The 13,854-nt window shown below is 70.4% G+C and carries 12 protein-coding genes; all 12 read right to left on the bottom strand.

Annotated features, from left to right (window positions below):
- Nucleotides 1-39: 39 nt before the first annotated feature.
- On the bottom strand, nucleotides 40-1,245 hold the full coding sequence (locus L6E10_RS14785; RefSeq protein WP_236220072.1) for a GNAT family N-acetyltransferase: 1,206 nt from the start codon (nucleotides 1,243-1,245) through the stop codon (nucleotides 40-42).
- Nucleotides 1,246-1,314: 69 nt separating this feature from the next.
- Complete coding sequence (locus tag L6E10_RS40335) at nucleotides 1,315-2,007, bottom strand: DUF4333 domain-containing protein (RefSeq protein ID WP_275676481.1); 693 nt, start codon at nucleotides 2,005-2,007, stop codon at nucleotides 1,315-1,317.
- A 95-nt stretch (nucleotides 2,008-2,102) separates the two neighbouring features.
- Nucleotides 2,103-4,844 carry an RNA helicase gene (locus tag L6E10_RS14770; RefSeq protein ID WP_236220071.1) on the bottom strand — a complete coding sequence of 914 codons (2,742 nt, stop codon included), beginning with the start codon at nucleotides 4,842-4,844 and terminating at the stop codon, nucleotides 2,103-2,105.
- A gap of 777 nt (nucleotides 4,845-5,621) precedes the next feature.
- Nucleotides 5,622-7,463, bottom strand: a complete 1,842-nt coding sequence (gene htpG / locus L6E10_RS14765; RefSeq protein ID WP_236220070.1) for a molecular chaperone HtpG — start codon at nucleotides 7,461-7,463, stop codon at nucleotides 5,622-5,624.
- A gap of 45 nt (nucleotides 7,464-7,508) precedes the next feature.
- Nucleotides 7,509-8,369 (bottom strand): diacylglycerol kinase family protein, encoded by an 861-nt coding sequence (locus L6E10_RS14760; protein WP_308102790.1) that lies wholly within the window; start codon nucleotides 8,367-8,369, stop codon nucleotides 7,509-7,511.
- The gene (gene tatC, locus L6E10_RS14755; RefSeq protein WP_236220133.1) at nucleotides 8,366-9,274 is read right to left on the bottom strand and encodes a twin-arginine translocase subunit TatC; all 909 of its coding nucleotides are present in this window, start codon (nucleotides 9,272-9,274) and stop codon (nucleotides 8,366-8,368) included. Before tatC ends, L6E10_RS14760 begins: the two co-directional genes overlap by 4 nt.
- Before the next feature lie 113 nt (nucleotides 9,275-9,387).
- Nucleotides 9,388-9,678: a Sec-independent protein translocase subunit TatA gene (gene tatA, locus L6E10_RS14750; RefSeq protein ID WP_236220069.1), complete on the bottom strand. Its 291-nt coding sequence runs from the start codon at nucleotides 9,676-9,678 to the stop codon at nucleotides 9,388-9,390.
- Entirely contained in the window at nucleotides 9,671-9,943 is a 273-nt protein-coding gene (locus L6E10_RS14745; RefSeq protein WP_236220068.1) for a bacteriophage holin, read from the bottom strand. Before L6E10_RS14745 ends, tatA begins: the two co-directional genes overlap by 8 nt.
- A gap of 18 nt (nucleotides 9,944-9,961) precedes the next feature.
- Nucleotides 9,962-10,933 carry a YafY family protein gene (locus L6E10_RS14740; protein WP_236220067.1) on the bottom strand — a complete coding sequence of 324 codons (972 nt, stop codon included), beginning with the start codon at nucleotides 10,931-10,933 and terminating at the stop codon, nucleotides 9,962-9,964.
- Nucleotides 10,930-11,895, bottom strand: a complete 966-nt coding sequence (locus L6E10_RS14735) for a YafY family protein (RefSeq protein ID WP_236220066.1) — start codon at nucleotides 11,893-11,895, stop codon at nucleotides 10,930-10,932. Before L6E10_RS14735 ends, L6E10_RS14740 begins: the two co-directional genes overlap by 4 nt.
- A gap of 61 nt (nucleotides 11,896-11,956) precedes the next feature.
- Nucleotides 11,957-12,784 carry an alpha/beta fold hydrolase gene (locus L6E10_RS14730; RefSeq protein ID WP_240010496.1) on the bottom strand — a complete coding sequence of 276 codons (828 nt, stop codon included), beginning with the start codon at nucleotides 12,782-12,784 and terminating at the stop codon, nucleotides 11,957-11,959.
- 36 nt (nucleotides 12,785-12,820) lie between these two features.
- Nucleotides 12,821-13,819 (bottom strand): oxidoreductase, encoded by a 999-nt coding sequence (locus tag L6E10_RS14725; RefSeq protein ID WP_236220064.1) that lies wholly within the window; start codon nucleotides 13,817-13,819, stop codon nucleotides 12,821-12,823.
- Nucleotides 13,820-13,854 lie beyond the last annotated feature (35 nt).

Here is a 13,854-nt window from a genome sequence, read left to right as displayed (position 1 = left end):
CCGGGGCGGCCACCGCTCCGGACCCGCGCCCGTGCGGCTCTAGAAGAACGTCGAACACAGCGGCGCGACGGGGCTCGCGAACAACGCGTCCGCGTCGCCGAACCGCGCGCCCTCGATCCGCCTGACCGCGGCCAGGTCCGAGAACCTCGTGTCGCCGAAGTAGACCGCACCGAGCAGGTCGACCGGGATCGTGATGTCCGGCCGTGCCTCGACGCGTTCGACGCCGTCGGCCGAGACGCGGTAGCAGCCGGTGTTGGCGGGCAGCAGCTTGTCGTGGACCTCGAGGACGACGGCCTCGGCGACGCCGTAGGTGCGGGCGGCGAGCATGCGCGGGACGTCCACCAGGCGCAGCCAGACCTGGTCGAAGACGTCCTTGGTGTGCACGACGCGCGGGTCCTCGAAGAGCCAGGTGAGCGGGTCGTCGAGCGCCGCGTCGACCTCGACGGTGTCGACCAGGTCCAGGCGGGTCAGGTAGATCCACAGGTCGCGCCACGCGTCGGTGTCCGCCCATGCGAAGTCCACGACCTGCAGCTTGTGCTTGAAGTCCTTGTCGGAGGAGGCCTTGTAGGACGCGTAACCGTCGTCGCCGTCCGGTCCACTGTGGACCACGGTCACGATGTTGTCGCCGTCGGACCCGCGGTCGAGCGCCTTGGCCCACCACCCCGGCCAGCGCGAGATCTGGCCCGGCCTGCCGAGGCCGAACGCGGTGTGCAGCTCCGGCAGGAGCTTGTCGGCGGTGTCGGGGTCCACCATGCGCACCCGGCCGGTCGGGCCGCCCGGGATCACGGCCCGGCGGGTGTCCACGCGCAGGAACCGCACCCGGCCCGCCAGGCCGTAGCCGAAGCGGCCGTAGATGCGGCCTTCGGACGCGCGCAGCGTCGCCACGGGGTCCGGGAGCGTGGAGAGCTGTTCGCGCATCAGAGCGCTCAGCACGCCACGGCGCGTGTAGTCGGCACGGACGCCCACACGTGAGACGGCCGAGTGCGGTACGACGGCGCCACCGGGCACCACCATCGAGCCGCCGTAGGACTGCGTCGTCCCGATCATCTCGTCGCCCTCGAACGCCGCGTGCACCCTGCCGGGCTCGTAGGAGGGCAGCGTGACCTTCCACTGCTCGTCGCTGAGTGGGGCCCAGTGCATCGCACGGCGGAAGAGCGTGTTGTGGGCGCGGTACTGCGATTCGTCGCTGAGAACGCGGATCTCCGTCACGCCCGCGATCGTCGCCCAGCGCGACGGCGAACGCACCTCAGTTTCCCGGGACGCGGAAGGCGCCCCTCCGCTCGCGCGAAGGGGCGCCTTCCGGCACGACCGCGATCAGCCGGTGGGCTGGCCGACCTCGTACTCGCCGTCCTCGGTCTTGACGACGATCTTGACCTTCTTGTCCTTGCCGCCGACCTGGACCTTGCACTCGAACGAGGTGTTGGGCTTGACCTCGTTCTCACCGCTGCACGTCGCGGCGCCCACGTCGGAGATCTTGTACTCGTCCTTCAGGATCTGGACGATGCCGTTCTGGACGGCGGTGTTGTCGAAGATCTTCTTTTTGAAGAAGGCCGGCGACACGAAACCGGTGAACAGCACGGCGCCGACGAGCAGGACGACGACCACCGCGGCGACCCAGATGGCCGCGCTGGACTTCTTCTTCGGCGGCATCGGCGGGCCGTAGCCCGGCTGCTGGCCGTACGGGTTGGGCTGCTGGCCCGGCATGCCGTACTGCTGCGTCTGCTGGCCGTACGGGTCCTGCTGCGGGGTGCCGTACGGGTTCGACTGCGGCTGCTGGCCGGGCACGCCGTACTGCTGCGTCTGCTGCTGCGACGGGTCGAAACCCGGGTACGGCTGCTGCTGGCCCGGCTGGGGCTGCTGCGGCTGGCCGTAGGGGTTCTGAGCCGGGAAGCCGCCAGACGGGGTGCCGGGAGGGAAACCGCCACCGTAGGGCTGCTGCGGCTGCTGCGGCTGGCCCCAGGGCTGCTGCGGATCGTTCCCTCCGGACGGTCCGTACGGGCTGCTCATCTGTCGACCTCCGTGTGTACGACGTTGCGGCGAAATCCAATCACACCGTTGACGTCAGTCTTTACTCCGACTCGCAAAACCTTCGTCAGGCCACGTCACATCATCGCCACGACTCCGCGGCGCAGCGCGTCGACGGCCTTCGCCGCCGCCGCGCCCACCGGGTCCTGCCGGCCGACCACGTCACGGATCTGGTCCAGGAGGTCGATCACCTGCCGGCACCAGCGGACGAAGTCGCCCGCGCCGAGCTCGTTGCCCCCCGCCTCGGCGGCGCTGAGCACCTTCTCGAGCGACTCGCCGCGCGCCCAGCGGAACACCGGCCACGCGAAGCCCGCGTCCGGCTGCCGCGTGATGCGCTCCAGCCTGAGGCGGCGCTCGTCGTCCTCGATCTCCGCCCACAGCCGCACGGTCTTGAGCATCGCGTCGGCCACCGGGCCCTGCGGCAGGCGCGCCTCGACGGGACCGTCCCGGCGCGCCTCGTAGACCAGCGACGACACGACGGCGGCGAGCTCCTCCGGCTTGAGGCCCTTCCACACACCGTGGCGGATGCACTCGGCCGCCAGCAGGTCCGACTCGCTGTAGAGCCTGGTCAGGCGCTTGCCGTCGGCCGTGACCTCCTCCGACTCGCTCAGGTAGCCGCGCTCGCGCAGCAACGCGCGGATGCGGTCGAACTGGCGCGCGAGCGAGTGCGTCGTCGCCGCGACCTTGCGCTCCAGCTGCTCGGTCTCGGCCTTCAGCCGGTGGAACCGCTCGCCCCAGCGCGCGTGGTCCTCGCGCTGGTCGCAGCCGTGGCACGGGTGTGAGCGCAGGGCGCGGCGCAGCGTCGCGAGCTCGGGGTCGTCGTCCGCCGTCGTCCGCTTGCGGCCGCGCGAGGGCACGGTGATGCCGGTGTTGCGGATCGTCGAGGCCAGGTCGCGGCGCGACTTGGGCGAGCGGACGTCGACCTGCCGGGGCAGCCGGACGTGGCCGAGCACCTCCACCGGCGACGGGAAGTCCGCCGACGTGAGGCGCCCCGACCAGCGGTCCTCCGTGACGACGAGGGGCTTCGCCTCCCCCATCGGCTCGAGACCGGGGTCGATCACGACCGCGAGACCGCTGCGGCGGCCGGACGGCACCGCGATCACGTCGCCCTTGCGCAGCCGTTCGAGCGACTTGGCCGTCTCGATGCGGCGCGCGTTCGTGTTCTGCTTCGCGAGCTGCTTCTCCCGGTCCGCGATGCGCCGGCGCAGCGACGCGTACTCCGCGAAGTCGCCGAGGTGGCACGTCATGGACTCGGAGTAGCCCTCGAGCGCCTCCTTGTTGCGCTCGATGCGGCGCGCGAGGCCGACGACCGACCGGTCCGCCTGGAACTGGGCGAACGACTGCTCCAGGATCTCGCGCGCGGACGCCGCGCCGAGCTGGAGCACGAGGTTGACGGCCATGTTGTAGCCGGGCCGGAACGACGACCGCAGCGGGTACGTGCGCGTGGAAGCGAGACCACCGACCGACTTCGGGTCGATCCCCGGCTGCCAGACGACGACCGCGTGCCCCTCGACGTCGATGCCGCGCCGCCCCGCACGACCCGTGAGCTGCGTGTACTCGCCGGGCGTGAGGTCGACGTGCGCCTCGCCGTTGTACTTCACGAGCTTCTCGAGCACGACCGTGCGCGCCGGCATGTTGATGCCCAGCGCGAGCGTCTCCGTCGCGAACACGACCTTCACGAGACCGCGGACGAACAGCTCCTCGACGGTCTCCTTGAACGCGGGCAGCAACCCGGCGTGGTGCGACGCGATGCCGCGTTCAAGCGCCTCGCGCCACTCCCAGAACCCGAGGACCATCAGGTCGGCCTCGGGCAGGTCGCGCGTCTTCTCGTCGATGATCCGGCGGACCTGCTCGGTCTCCTCCGGCGTGTTGAGCCGCAACCCGGCCCGCGCCGTCTGCGCGACCGCCGCGTCACAGCCCGCGCGGCTGAACACGAACACGATCGCGGGCAGCAGGCTCGCGGCGTCGAGCCGCTGGATCATGTCGATGCGCGACGGCGGCTTGTACCCGGTGTTGCGCGGCGGCCGGCCCCCGCCGCCACCCCGGTTGCGCCCGCGGCTGAACGGCACGTGGTACCGGGTCAGCTCCTCGGTCTTGCGCAGGACCTGGGCGTTGATCCGCGCGTGCGTCTCGTCGCCCTCGAACAGGTCCAGCATCTGGTTGCCGACCATCATGTGCTGCCACAGCGGCACGGGCCGGTGCTCGTCGACCACGACCGTGGTGTCGCCGCGCACCTCGACCAGCCACTCGCCGAACTCCTCGGCGTTGCTGACCGTCGCGGACAGACCGACCACCTGGACGTGCTCGGGCAGGTGCAGGATCACCTCTTCCCACACGGGACCGCGGAACCTGTCCGCCAGGTAGTGCACCTCGTCCATCACGACGTACGCGAGACCGTCCAGAGTGGACGAACCCGAGTAGAGCATGTTCCGCAGCACCTCGGTCGTCATCACCACGACCGGCGCACCACCGTTCACGCTCGTGTCGCCGGTGAGCAGACCGATGTTCTCCGGCCCGTACCTGGCGGTGAGGTCGGCGAACTTCTGGTTGCTCAACGCCTTGATGGGCGTGGTGTAGAAGCACTTGCGCCCCTCGCTCAGCGCGAGGTGCACGGCGAACTCACCCACCACCGTCTTGCCGGCGCCGGTGGGGGCGCAGACGAGCACTCCGTGACCGTCCTCCAGGGCCTCGCAGGCCTGGCGCTGGAACGGGTCCAGCTCGAACGAGATGACGGAGCCGAAGTCGGTCAGCTTGGGCCGCTGAGCGCGACGCCGGGAGTCGGCGTAGGCCTCGGCCGGGGACCGCGAAGCACGTGACACCCCTTCAGGCTTTCACATCGCACCGACAATTGCCGTCGAGATTGATTGACTTCAGCCTGCACTGAAGATACTGAGTAGGCTGCGGGAGTGGTTCGCGGGTCTGGCCGGGTCGGCCGGAAGGCTCCGAGTGCTGCGGCGCCGGGCGGGCTCGCGCAGGGGTCCCCTCTGATCCCAGGTCCCCCGCGACTCAACGTACTCGCGGGGTCTGACAGTCTCCGCCGGTCCGGAACGATGCGAGCCACCGTTGACAACCGCGACGGCGAAGCCGAGGCGAACCGCATGGCCAACAGGGCGAAGCCGGAGGCGAGCCACCAAGCCACCGAGCGCGATGGCGAAGCCGAGCCGTTCAGACCAGACGGCTCTGAGCAGCGGTGATGGCGCAACCACGACGGCGATCGGGGCTTGACTTCGGGTGCGAGATGCTACCGTTGCCCGGATCGGCCGAGCCTTTCTGCTCGGCTTTTCAGACCGACCCGGCATCTCGCGAGGGCCCCGAAGTCAAGCCCCGATCGCAATCGTCGCGAAGCGGCGATGACTCAACCACGCGCGATACAGGCTCCAAGGCGACCACCACACAAAGGTGACAACGCCGCAAGATGACCACCCCGCCGGAACAGCAACCAGCCGCAACCTCGCCCGACGCCGTTCCGCTCAGCACCGCCTTGCCCGGCAGGCGGCACTCCGCCCGCCTGACGCCACCCCGCCCAACGCCGGACGGGGCGGGTGGCTGCGTTCGCATCGCCACCCGCCACGCCTGCGACGGGAAGGTCCCGGCCGCTAGAAGGTGCGCTGCACCCTGTCGGCCACGAGCTTCACGAAACGGGACGGGTCGGCCAGCTCGCCGCCCTCGGCCAGCAGGGCGAGGCCGTAGAGGAGCTCGGCGGTGTCGGCGAGGCCGTCGCGTTCGCCGGCCGCGAACGCTCCGTGCAGGCCCTCGACCAGCGGGTGGGACGGGTTCAGCTCGAGGATCCGCTTGATCTTCGGCAGCTCCTGGCCCATCGCCTTGTACATCTTCTCCAGGGTCGGGGTGATGTCGTGGGCGTCGCCGACCACGCAGGCGGGCGAGGTGGTCAGTCGGGACGAGAGGCGGACCTCCTTCACGTCGTCCGCGAGCTGCTCCTTCAGCCACGTGAGGAGGTCGGCGAACTCGGTGGCCTTGGCCTCGTTCGCGGACTTCTCCTCGTCGGTCTCGAGGTCCACCTGGCCCTTGGCGACGGACTGGAGGGTCTTGCCGTCGAAGGACGGGACGGAGTCGACCCACATCTCGTCGATCGGGTCGGTGAGGATGAGGACCTCGAAGCCCTTGGCGCGCAGGGCTTCCATGTGCGGGGACTTCTCGACGGCGACCCGCGAGTCGCCGGTCATGTAGTAGATGTGCTCCTGACCGTCCTTCATGCGCCCCACGTACTCGGCCAGCGTGGTGGGCGTGTCCTCGGAGTTCGTGGAGGCGAAGGAGCAGATCTCGAGGATCGCGTCGCGGTTGTCGTGGTCGGAGAGCAGGCCCTCCTTCAGCGCCGCGCCGACCTCGCCCCAGAACTTCCGGTAGTCGTCGGGGCGGGAGCCCATGAGCGACTTGATCGACGAGAGGACCTTCTTCACCAGGCGGCGGCGCATCAGCTGGATCTGGCGGTCCTGCTGCAGGATCTCGCGCGAGACGTTCAGCGAGAGGTCCGCCGCGTCGACGACGCCCTTGACGAAGCGGAGGTACTCCGGCATCAGCTCGGCGCAGTCCTCCATGATGAAGACGCGCTTCACGTAGAGCTGGACGCCTCGCTTGGCGTCGCGCATGAAGAGGTCCATCGGCGCCTGCGAGGGCAGGAACAGCAGGGCCTGGTACTCGAAGGTGCCCTCCGCCTGCATGCGGATGGTCTCGAGCGGCGCGTTCCAGTCGTGGCTGATGTGGCGGTAGAACTCCGCGTACTCCTCCTCCGTCACCTCGGAGGCCGGGCGGGCCCAGAGGGCCTTGCGCGAGTTGATCTCGTCGCCGCCCAGGCGGACCGGCCAGGTGATGAAGTCCGAGTAGCGCTTGACGATCTCGCGGATCTTCGACGGCTCGGTGTAGTCGGGCAGGCGGTCCTCGTCGTCGGACGGCTTGAGGTGCAGCGTCACCGAGGTGCCCTGCGGGGCGTCGTCGACGTCCTCGATCGTGTACGTGGCCTCGCCGGTCGACTCCCAGCGGACGCCCTTCTCGGCGTGCGGGTACTTCGTCACGAGGGTGACCTTGTCGGCCACCATGAACGACGAGTAGAAGCCGATGCCGAACTGGCCGATCAGGTCGGACGTCGAGGACTGCTGTTCCTTGAGCTGCTTCAGGAACTCCGCGGTGCCGGACTTGGCGATCGTGCCGATCAGGCGCACGACGTCCTCGCGCGTCATGCCGATGCCGTTGTCGCGCACGGTGAGGGTGCGCTCGGCGGGGTCGGTCTCGATCACGATGTGCAGGTCGTCGACGTCGACCTTCATGTCCTTGTCGCGGAACGACTCCAGCCGCAGCTTGTCCAGCGCGTCGGAGGCGTTCGACACCAGCTCGCGCAGGAACGTGTCCTTGTTCGAGTAGATCGAGTGGATCATCAGCTGCAGCAGCTGACGCGCCTCGGACTGAAACTCAAGAGTCTCCATGAATCCCTACCGAAAGAACTGGAGCGGAACGATCAGCCCTATAACTTAGCGACCCACGACGGTGAGGGCGCCGGGAACCGTCCGAATCGCCACGGGCAGCGCCTCCTGGCGCTCACCGTCGGCGTAGGCGACCCAGCCGTTGCCCCCGGCCAGCGAGACCTCGCGCGCGCGGAAGGTCCGCACGGCCGGGTGCTCGGTGTGCCTGCCCGTGCGCAACGTCGGCAGCATCCGCATCAGCATCGCGCGGCTCGCGCGTTCCACGACCGTCACGTCGAACAGCCCGTCGTTCGCGTCGGCGCCGGGGCACACGGGGATGCCACCGCCGTAGTTCGGCGTGTTGCCGACCGCCACGAGCGTCGCGTCCAGCGAGAACGTCTCCGACTCCGTCGTCACCACCAGCGGCGCCGACCTCAGCGACGCCAGCTCGGCGAGGATCGCGAGGTCGTAGCGGCGGGGACCGGCGGGCCAGCGCATCGCGTTCGCCCGCTCGTTCACCGCGGAGTCGAACCCGGCGCACAGCACCGTCGCGAACCACTGCCCCGTCGACAGCCGGCCCAGGTCGAGGGTCTTGCGGGTGCCGTGGACGACGTCCTCGACGGTCCGCGACCCGATGGCGTTCGCCAGGTCGTTGCCGGTGCCCGCCGGGACGATGCCCAGAGCGGTCGGCGTGCCCGCGCACGCCTGGAGGCCCAGGTGGGCCGCTCCGTCACCGCCGAGCACGACGAGCAGGTCGGCACCGCCGGCGACGGCTTCGCGGGCCATCGCCAGCGTGCCCACGGCGTCGTGCGCCACGAGCTGCGTCAACGACGAGACGTGCGGGCGCAGCGCGGCGGCGGTCGACCCGGCCATCCGGGCCGCCCGCCCCTTGCCCGACGCCGGGCAGACCAGCAGAGCCGCCCGCGTCACGTGGCGTCGTCGTAGTTCACGCGCTTCGGCTGCTCCGAAGCGACGGCCTTCTCACCGGGGTCGTTGCCCTCGGCGTCGGAGGCCACGTAGTGGAACGGCGCCGCCTCGTCGTCGTCGAGCGCGTCCCAGCCCTCGGCCGCGCGCAGCTTGGCCTTGCGCCTGTCGTGGACGCGGGCGATCTGGATCGCCATCTCGAACAGCACCACCAGCGCGAGGGCGAGCACGACCATCGAGATCGGGTCGGTGCCCGGCGTCGCGACCGCGGCGAACACGAACAGGCCCATCATGAGGCCGCGCCGCCACCTCGCCAGCCGCTCGTAGGACAGCACGCCCGCGCGGTTGAGCATCACCACGACCAGCGGGATCAGGAAGCTGACGCCGAAGATGAACAGCATCGTGATGACGAAGTTGATGTACTTGCTGCCGGTGAGCGCCGTGACCCAGTTGTCGCCACCGAAGCCCAGCAGCACCTTCAGGCCCTCGGGCACCACCAGGTACGCGAGCACCGCGCCGGCGATGAACAGCAGCGCCCCGGCGCCGACGAACACGCGGGCGAACTTGCGTTCCTTCTGGTACAGACCGGGCGTGATGAAGGCCCAGATCTGGTACAGCCACAGCGGGCTGAGCAGCACGGCTCCCGCCGCGGTGCCGACCTGCAGCTGCACGAGGAAGATCTCGAACGGCTCGGTCTGCAGCAGCGCGCACTCACCGTTGTTGGTGATCTTCGCGCGGTACTTCTCCAGGTCGGGCTGGCAGTACGGCCCCGTCAGGATGTCGCCCAGCGACGGGATCGGGCCGAGCCGCACCTGGAACCAGATGAAGCCGAAGATCGCACCGACGGCGATGACGAGCATCGCCAGGCCGAGCCGGTACCTCAGCTCGTAAAGGTGCTCTTTGAGCGACATCGTGCCGTCGGCGTTGCCCCGACGGCGCCTGCCGCGTTCCCGGCGTTCAGCGAACCACCGGAACGGACTCGCCACCTCGCTGACCGTCCTTACAAGTCACGGGACCCGGGAGGTCAGTTGTTGGTGGCCTTGTTCTGCGCGGTCTGCTCGATCGGGGGAGCGACCTGCGGCTGCTGCTGCACCTGCGGCTGGGCCGGGGGGAGCTGCTGGACCGGCTGCTGCACGGGCTGCTGCTGGGCGGGCGCGTCGTCCGGGTCGGAGTCGCGCAGGCCCTTGGTCTCGGCCTTGAAGATCTTCGCCGACTTGCCGAGCGACCGGGCCATGTCAGGAAGCTTCTTCGCACCGAACAGCAGAATGATCACCACAGCGATGATGATCAGCTCGGTGGGTCCGAGGTTACCCATTGGTGATCCTCCTGTCTCCCCCGCCACGACGATCGTACGCGGGGTTCGCCCTGGTGCGGGCCTGTTCCTTGGGCCGCCGTCCGGCGAGGGCCACCTTCAGCGCTGCGGACCGCGCCTTCAGCAGGCCGACGCCGTTCCCGACCCCGTCCCCCACCAGAGTGCGGGCGCGGGCGAGTCGACGCAAGGATCGGAGGACTCGAACCCCGATCACCACGAGGACGACGAGGCCGAGCGCGATCAGCGCCAGGGTCGGTGTAGACGGCACGAACACACGTTATACGGCTTAGGTGGACAGCAGGTGATCTGCCCGGCGCAACGCCTCCTGCGCCTGGCGGCGCACCTCGGCAGCGAGTTCCGACGGCTGTTCGACGTGCACGTCACCGCCCAGCCCGAGGAGCAGGCGCACCATCCAGGACGGGTCGTCGTAGCGCATGAGGACACGCGTGCGGCCGTCCGAGAGCTCCGCCGCGTGGTCCACGGGGTAGTACTCGGCGACCCAGTGCGCGTCCGGTTCGAGGAGGAGGACCGCGATCTTCTGATCGTCCCGCGGCTGGAACAACCCCTCCGATGTATCGGTCAGCTGGGCGTGCGGCGGGGGCGCCGAGGGCTCGTCGAGCACCTCCACGGCGTCGATGCGGTCGAGCCGGAACAACCGCACGCCGAGCGCCGAGCGGCACCATCCTTCGAGGTAGCCGCGCCCTTCGACGAGCAGCAGACGCATCGGGTCGACCACACGGTCGCTCATCGCGTCGTGCGACTGCGAGTAGTAACGGATGCGCACGGCCCGTTCACGCTTCACGGCGTCTTGGACTGCGGCACGGATCTCCGCGGTCTCCCCGCGCTCGAACGCCCCGAGCCCGACGACCATGCCGGCGGGCTGGGCCTTGCCGACCGCGGCCTCGATCTTCGCAAGCGCCCGCTGCACCGCGTCCGTGTCGACCACGCCGGGCGTGTCGGCCAGCGCCCGCAGCGCGACCAGCAGCGACGCCGCCTCGGCCGCGGTCAGCCGCAGCGGCCGGTCGAGGCCCGCGTCGAACGACACGGTGATCGTCTCGCCCTCGAACGACAGGTCGATCAGGTCACCGGGCCCGTAGCCGGGCAGGCCGCACATCCACAGCAGCTCCAGGTCCTTGCGCAGCTGCTTGGGCGTGATGCCGAAGTCGGCCGCCGCCTCCTTGACGGTGATGGCGGGCCGGTTGAGCAGGTACGGAACGAGTGCGAGCAGGCGCGGCAGCCGTTCGTTCGACGCGGTCACCGCGCTCCTTCCAGTGCGCCCTGCAGGCGGTCGCGGACCGACTTGGCCAGGACCTCGGGCTCCAGCACGACGACGTCGGGCCCGAACCCGGCGAGCCACTTGGCCGCCGAGTCGGGGAACTTCAGGTCGATCTCCACCACGTCGCCGCCGTCGCGTTCCTCGACGACCTTCGCGTGCCGCCGCACACCCTGCGCCCGGTTCTTGGCCACCCAGATCCTGGCCGGCGCCGTCTGGTGCGGATCAGCCTCCGTGCGCGCGATGAGGCTCATCAGGTCGGTGCCCTCGGGCACGGTGAACGCGCCGGGCTTGCCGACGGTCCGCACGGTCCCCACGACCCGGGAGAGGCGGAAGCAGCGCGTGTCGTTGCGTTCGCGGTCCCAGCCCACCAGGTACCACTTGCCGCGCCACGCGACCACGCCCCACGGCTCGACCGTGCGCTCCTTCTGCCCGCCCGGTGGCGGCTTGCGGTAGTCGAACGCGACGGCCTGTCCCGCCTGCACGGCCTGCAGCAGCGGCGGGAACGCCGGCTCGCTCGCGCGCACCTTGGGCTCGACGGCCGCGGGGGTGTCCTGGTCGACGTCGACGCCGGCGGCGCGGAGCTTGATCAACGCACCGTGCACGGCACCCGTGAGCTGCGGCGAGTCCCACAGCCGGGCCGCCAGGGCGACCGCGGCGGCCTCGTCGGGTTCGAGGTCGATGTCCCCGAGCTCGTAGTCGCGGCGCGCGATGCGGTACCCGTCCTCCGCGCCCTCGGCGTTGGTCTGGCGCCCGGTCTCGAGCGGCACGCCGAGATCGCGCAGCTCGGACTTGTCCCGCTCGAACATGCGGAAGAACGCCTCGTCCGTCGGCGCTTCGTGATAGCCGGGGACGATGGCGCGGATGCGCTCCGCTGTCAGGTACTGACGGGTCGACAGCAGGCACAGCACCAGGTTGACAAGGCGTTCGGCACGTGCGATGGCCACGGACAAACCCTAACGCGTGCGCGCGCCGAAACCTCATCACCACCTGTGGTGAACGGTCCGTTCAGATCAGGGTGCGGAGTTCGCGGACCAGTTCGACCGGTGCTTCCTCGGCCATGTGGTGCCCGCAGTCGAGGGCCCGGACCTGCACGTCGTCCGCCCAGTCGGCCCAGATCGCCGCCAGGTCGCCGTAGAGGTCGCCGAGGTCGTCCTTGGCCGACCAGAGGGCCAGCACCGGGCAGGTGATCCTCCGGCCTGCGGCGAAGTCCTCGTCGTCGTGGTGGCGGTCGACCTCCAGCCCGGCGCGGTAGTCGCCGCACATGGCGAGGACGGTCTCGGGGTCGTGGACGGCCCGCTGGAAGTCGGCCCAGTTCTCGACGCCCATCGCGAGCGGCGTGTCGCCGTAGCGCCCCCCGTAGAACAGGTCGGGGTTCTCGTTGATCATCGAGGCGGCGAGCTCCTGCCGCGCGAGGAAGAACCAGTGGTACCAGGCCTGCGCGAACCGGTCGTCCGCCCGCGCGAGGTGGGCGCCGATCGGCAGCCCGTCGAGGACGGCGAGGTGCGTGACCCGGCGCGGGTGGTCGAGGGCGAGCCGGATCGCCGCGGCCGCGCCCCTGTCGTGCCCGGCGACGGCGAACGTCTCGTGGCCGAGCTCGTCCATGAGGGCCACGAAGTCGCGGGCCATCGCGCGCTTCGAGTAGTCGCCGGGTTTGCTGGACTCGCCGTAGCCGCGCAGGTCCGGACACACGACCGTGTGGTCCGTGGCGAGCAACGGCGCGACGCGGTGCCACGTCGTGTGCGTCCGGGGATGGCCGTGGAGGAGGAGGACCGGTGGCCCTGCCCCACCGGTCCTCACTCGCAGCACGGCCTCGCCGACATCGATGTGCCGCAACGAGAATCCTTCGAACACCCGCTACGACTACCCCGGCTACGCGCGGCCGACACGTCCCTTTTCGCCGGCGGCCCAGCAGGTGTCGCCGGCGCAGTCAACGGTGTCGAAGCTGCCCGTGTCCGCGACCTCCCACGTCCTGCCGTCCCTGCTGGTGTCGGTACCGGACGGTCCGACCGCGACCAGGCCGGAGCCGCGGTAGGCGATGCCGGACCGGTACCCGACCGGCGCGGTGGCCCCCGCCTTCCAGCCCCGGCCGTCGTTCGTGGCGAACGCCGGCGTCGGATCGGTGGGCTCGAGGTAGTCGCCGCCGATGGCCACCCCGCGCCACGGCGTCTTGAACGCCACGGCGAACACCCCGGCCGCCGCACCCGAGGGCAGCGGCACGTCCGACGCCTTCCACGACCGGCCGCCGTCCCGCGACTCGAGCACCCGTGCCCTCGCGCCGCCGCCGGTCGCGATCCACGCGTGGTTGCCGCTGGTCGTCACGCACTGCCCGGACGCCGCGAACGCGAACTCGCCCGGCAGCGCGTCCGGCATGCCCTTCGTGTCGTCGACGTGCCACGACCGTCCGCCGTCCCACGTGCGCAGCACCCGGAACTTGCCGTCGACGGGGTCGCTGAGCGCCAGTCCGCGGAACCGGTCGAAGAACGCCATGCAGTCGTAGAACGCCTTCGGGTCGGTGTTGCGGAACGACTCCTGCCACGTCCTGCCGCCATCGGACGTGCGGTAGATCCGCGACGACTCGCCCTCGCCGATCGACAGCGCCACGGCGGTGCGCGCGTCGAAGGCCTCGACGTCGCGGAACTCGAGCGCCTCGGCGCCGGGAGGGCCGACCGGGTCCCAGGTCCGGCCGCCGTTCGTCGTGCGCAGGACGGTGCCCTTCGAGCCGCTGACCCACGCGACCTGACCGGACACGGCGGACAGCCCGCGCAGGCGCACGTCCGTGCCGGTCGGTTTCAGCTCCCAGTAGGGGTCCGCGGACGCGACCCCGGGAAGAGCCAGGAAGGCGGCGAGCGTCGCCGCGATGATCCTCATGGGATCACTCTCGTCCAGGCGGCGGCCTGCCTCCC

Origin of the sequence: Lentzea sp. CC55, from assembly GCF_021056325.1 — a bacterium.
GTDB lineage: Bacteria > Actinomycetota > Actinomycetes > Mycobacteriales > Pseudonocardiaceae > Lentzea > Lentzea jiangxiensis.
The sequence above is the reverse complement of the archived record's forward strand: the minus strand, read 5'-3'. Positions and strand labels throughout refer to the sequence as shown.

Excerpts from the sequence above, each read along its gene's own strand:
- L6E10_RS40335 (WP_275676481.1), bottom strand. The coding sequence starts at position 2,007 with ATGAGCAGCCCGTACGGACCGTCCGGAGGGAACGATCCGCAGCAGCCC.
- htpG (WP_236220070.1), bottom strand. The coding sequence starts at position 7,463 with ATGGAGACTCTTGAGTTTCAGTCCGAGGCGCGTCAGCTGCTGCAGCTG.
- tatC (WP_236220133.1), bottom strand. The coding sequence starts at position 9,274 with ATGTCGCTCAAAGAGCACCTTTACGAGCTGAGGTACCGGCTCGGCCTG.
- tatA (WP_236220069.1), bottom strand. The coding sequence starts at position 9,678 with ATGGGTAACCTCGGACCCACCGAGCTGATCATCATCGCTGTGGTGATC.
- L6E10_RS14725 (WP_236220064.1), bottom strand. The coding sequence starts at position 13,819 with ATGAGGATCATCGCGGCGACGCTCGCCGCCTTCCTGGCTCTTCCCGGG.